The organism is Carboxylicivirga marina, from assembly GCF_016612505.1.
In the GTDB taxonomy this organism is placed as follows: domain Bacteria; phylum Bacteroidota; class Bacteroidia; order Bacteroidales; family Marinilabiliaceae; genus Carboxylicivirga; species Carboxylicivirga marina.
The window spans coordinates 1-4401 of the sequence record NZ_JAENRR010000120.1 but is presented as its reverse complement, the minus strand read 5'-3'; the positions used below and the strand labels follow the sequence as shown (position 1 = coordinate 4401).

At 36.9% G+C, this 4401-nt stretch carries 4 protein-coding genes; all 4 read right to left on the bottom strand.

The genetic code is table 11. The features are described 5' to 3' along the window. Positions 1-675: 675 nt before the first annotated feature. The 4 genes from JIV24_RS21905 to JIV24_RS21890 all read right to left on the bottom strand — a co-directional run bounded on the left by JIV24_RS21905 (position 676) and on the right by JIV24_RS21890 (position 4059). Entirely contained in the window at positions 676-1503 is an 828-nt protein-coding gene (locus JIV24_RS21905) for a T9SS type A sorting domain-containing protein (protein WP_200467220.1), read from the bottom strand. 207 nt (positions 1504-1710) lie between these two features. After that, positions 1711-2037, bottom strand: a complete 327-nt coding sequence (locus tag JIV24_RS21900) for a hypothetical protein (protein WP_200467219.1) — start codon at positions 2035-2037, stop codon at positions 1711-1713. A gap of 418 nt (positions 2038-2455) precedes the next feature. Next, positions 2456-2836, bottom strand: a complete 381-nt coding sequence (locus JIV24_RS21895; RefSeq protein ID WP_200467218.1) for a glycoside hydrolase family protein — start codon at positions 2834-2836, stop codon at positions 2456-2458. Then, the gene (locus tag JIV24_RS21890) at positions 2833-4059 is read right to left on the bottom strand and encodes a family 43 glycosylhydrolase (protein WP_200467217.1); all 1227 of its coding nucleotides are present in this window, start codon (positions 4057-4059) and stop codon (positions 2833-2835) included. The genes JIV24_RS21895 and JIV24_RS21890 overlap by 4 nt, the downstream gene beginning before the upstream one ends. Positions 4060-4401 lie beyond the last annotated feature (342 nt).

Genomic DNA, 4401 nt, shown 5'->3' with positions numbered 1-4401 from the left:
TTGGACACCTTGAAAATACTGATATTTCAGAAGATTCAAGGAACACTTATCCCTTTTTTATGAATAATTCAGGTTAAGATGATCACCATCAACTCCCCTATTCTGATATCATAGTTATTCTTCCTTCTATTTATTAAGTTGAGCAAATTACTAATACTCTCTTTTAAACTTTGAATAAGAATTATTCATACTTTAGAATGATATTGGAGCAGGTACCAGGCATCGATCAACATTTTTTTATTCTTCTGATTGATCAGTAAAAGACTACTTTAACTCTATTACCCGATTTATTGTTGCTTTTCGAGATAGAGAATACCGTTTTAAAAGTGTAAAAAAGGTGCATATCGTTCAACACTATCTCCAAATTTTCAAGCATCATCACTGTATCATTTGTCAGCTCCTTAAATTCACGAGACACTATTATACCAATTGTGCGTCAAAATGCGCTGAAAGCCATTTTGCTCACTACAATGGTAAATGCCGATATAACATTAATTGAGTTTTATAAACGAAGTGAAATAAGGCTCATTTTAATGTATAATCGGTATTATTTAAATTTGGGATAATTGTAGGCTTATGTTATAAGGCGGTTAACTAAGGAATTATAAGCCTATTTTTGAAACAAAAAAAACCGGCCTTTACAAAAGCCGGTTTCCTTATTAATTGTATGTTTTGTTATTTAACAAACTTGCCTGTTCTGTCACCAAGTTTTACAATGTACATACCCGATTGAAGATCACTGATTGATACTGTGTTTCCTCCGTTTAGTCTTACATTTTTAACAAGGTTCCCGGATAGGTTATAGACCTCTACCTTACCTTCTGAGTTACCTAAAATACCTAATTGCGATCCATCCGGTGCTACGGTAACATTAAGCTTTTCAACAACAACACCATCAATGCCGGTTGGCACCGCTCCAAAAATTTGCATGTTATCTACCCAATAGTCCTCTATGGATAAACCTCCTGCAACATCAAGTCGAATATTTTTTACTGCAACTCCATCCTTTGTTTCAATTGGAGTAATTGTTTTTGACAATAATTCCCAACCACCGGTTGTATTTACTTTATCTTGAACACCTGTTGAGCCTTCCCAGTTGTTTGTATCATCGCTGTCCCAAGAGATACGTGCGCCTACGTCTTTGCCTGCAGGAGCTTTTACCCAAATACTTACACCGTATGATTCCCCATTTACGATCGGAATCCACGTGCTTTTGACATAAGCATCATATCTTGCAGTACCAACTGAAGCACCGTCAGGGAAATCTACTTTTATAGACCCTAAGGTAGTATACTGACCATCGGTATGTCCTACAGTTGCATCGTGTGCTACTGTGGTTTTGGTAGTAGTTCCGCCAACAGTTACCTCTCCTACACCTGCTTTAACCCAATATTCATAGCCATCCATATTGTTTTCTAATTGATGGTTTGATAATAAGTTCGATTGTCCTTTAACCGCAAAGACAGCCATAATACAAAGTAATAATAAAGTAATTTTTTTCATAATCTTAAAATTTAAGTTGTTCAATTTTATAATTCATTCTGTTATTTGAATATCTGCAATCATGCATAAACAATAATTAAATTGCTTCTAAAATAAAATGATAACACTGAGGTGCTGAGGCGCAGAGTTTTGTGTTTAAAAAGAAAATAACTCTGTGGCTTTGTGTCTCTGTGTTTATTCTATGCAATGACGGACATTCATTTTCCATTATTTGTTTTTCTGGTTTTGCCAGTATTCAGCTATTTTTTGGCTGTTTTCTTTGCCGATAATACCTCTTACCTGTTTGCTGTATTTTTGCTGAACCGCCTTAATGGCTTCCTTATCATTGGGAGTGGCCTTTTTTACTTCCATAAGTTCCTTGTGTTTGGCGGTCATAACCGGTAACAGCGCTTTTTCAGTTGCTTCATCCAGCTCACAAATTTTGTCATATAAGGCAACTGTCTCTTTAGCTTTCTTCTCGTATTTTGGAATATCCTGGGCAAAAGAAGTCATTGTTATTGCCAACAATACAAAAACTACTAATAATGTTTTCATAAGAATTACTTTAATTTTAAAAATTAGCATAAAAGTAAGTGAAGGGAGAGAATAAGAGTGGTATTTTTCTCCCAAATGATGTATGATTGTATACAAAGTGATGTCTTAATAGGAGGGTTAGAATACTTATTTTAACCCAATTGCATGTTGTGTCAGTTAATTTAGTGGCACAAATACTTGCATGTTTGTTTCCATAAAAAAAGAGGTTCTCAAAAGTCAAAAAAAGAATCTTTGAAACTTATAATTTGTAACTAACTTTAATATTTGTTACTCCTAATTGACTTCGTCGATCTTCGATTCCCCTAAAGTGGAGGTTTGGAGGGGTAGAAATAAGGCTAAGTTTTAATCTATAAGTTGTCTGTATTTTAAATTCACTTTTGAGACAACCTCCTTTGAAACTAACTTTACCGGAAGTTATTTAATGGTTAAGAATTGTATCGTCTTCCTTCTTCGTTTTTGCACGAATTGCTTTCATGCTTTGCCCATCCAAGCCATGTTTAAAAAAGACCTCCGGGCTATAACGGGTTTGTTGCTTTTTAAAGATTCGTCTGTTGAAATTTCTGCTCAGGTCGCAATCGAAACGTGCCAGTATACAGTGAGAGTAGCCATGATGATCACCAACATTCATATGACATAAACCCCAGGTGATACCACGTCCATCGCCATTATCAGCAAAAGCATCAGGCACAAAAGGACCCGGTGCGATGGGCATCATCTCCGTAATAGCAGCTATCTCAAAATTCACTCCATCTGCTGCATACTGAATGGTGTTCACCTCCGGTCCGGTCAGGCTTGTCATGGATACGATACCTTCTTTCCAGGGGAATAGTCCTGTTTCATGACCCGAGTTAAGAACCGGGTTAAAGGATGTTTCTCAAAGGGGCCAAAGGGAATTTCTGCAATGGCCAACCCTTGTGACTGCTCAATGCGTTTGGGGTTCGATTGTTTATCAAAGCGCGATTTATAATACAGGTATATCTTTCTTTTGTAAATTAAAGGGTATGGATCGTGTATGGCATGCTGATCCCATTCGCCTTCCTGTCCGTTCTCTACCACAATTTTACCGGCCTGTTTCCAAGGGCCTTCCGGAGAATCGGCCACGGCTGCCGTAACCGGGTAATAATCGCCGCCGCTTAAACCAGGCGCTTCATACAAGGCCTGGTAATACAGGTAGTATTTTCCTTTCCATTGCAATATTTCAGGCGTTGAAACCGAGCGATGCCCTGGTTCCGGTTTTTCAGGTCTTTTTATAGCTACGTTTTGCTCTTTCCAATGGAAACCATCGTCACTGGTAGCAAACCATATTTTGCACAAATCCCAATCGAATGAAGGTACGTTGTCACTTGCCTTTTTTGGCCCCTGAGGTTTTGTTTTGGTATCTCTGCGGGTATACCACACATAGTAAGTCCCATCAATCTTCAATACCTTTGAAGGACGACCACTTAAATCATAAACAGTAGCTAAACCAGTTTTGCCAGCTTTGTTCATAATTTTTACAGCTCTGTTTGATGACCATATTTTAATGTCATTGTTTTTTATATTGCCAATAGATGTTGGGATTGAAGTTGCGTTATCTATGGATGAAGTTAGGTTATCGACGTAATATGTTCCGCCTACGTAACCAATGTGAATTTCGTACCTCATTGTAACATTGTTTTGGTCGAATTCATTAGCTCCATTTTCATTATATACTTTTCCATTTGGAGTATCGAAATAATTCCAATCTTCACCAACCAATTTTTCACCCTGTGACTTTGATACTTCGGTCTCTGCATCTATATCTGGGCTTAATGCAAATATTTTAACAGCATGATCGTTTTCTGTCTGGTCAGTTGTACTAGTTTTAAGTACATTCCAACTAAAACGTGTTGTCGCTTCCCCTGCCGGGATGTTATAATAGTCGGAAAATTTATAATTGTCGTTACGTAAAACAATATTTGACAAGCTCTGACCACCACTAAGTCCCGAGTCATTAACTACAACTTTTAAAACATATTCGCCCTCAATTTCGGGTCCTGTCAAGCCTTCATCTGATGCTTTTACAACACTTACAGTAGCTGTTACATCGCTTCTCTCAACTTTAGTCCAGTTAGTTATCTAACCACTCATGGTTTGTACATTAACACCAGCTGTTAACAATACTGATAAAATAATAAAGTAAATTTTTCTCATAACTTAAATTTTTAATTAGAATTAATTATGAGATTGAAATGATCACCAGCTTGTATTAAAGTTGGATACAAATTTCACAAGTCTTTGGACGTATTATTCAAAAGGTTTAAACAATATGCTCTTTTCGTTCCAAAACTGGACCACTATTGCAGCGGTTATAATTACTTTTAGTTCCTTGCTGCCTATTGAAAT

Excerpts from the sequence above, each read along its gene's own strand:
- JIV24_RS21905 (WP_200467220.1), bottom strand. The coding sequence starts at position 1,503 with ATGAAAAAAATTACTTTATTATTACTTTGTATTATGGCTGTCTTTGCG.
- JIV24_RS21900 (WP_200467219.1), bottom strand. The coding sequence starts at position 2,037 with ATGAAAACATTATTAGTAGTTTTTGTATTGTTGGCAATAACAATGACT.
- JIV24_RS21895 (WP_200467218.1), bottom strand. The coding sequence starts at position 2,836 with ATGACAAGCCTGACCGGACCGGAGGTGAACACCATTCAGTATGCAGCA.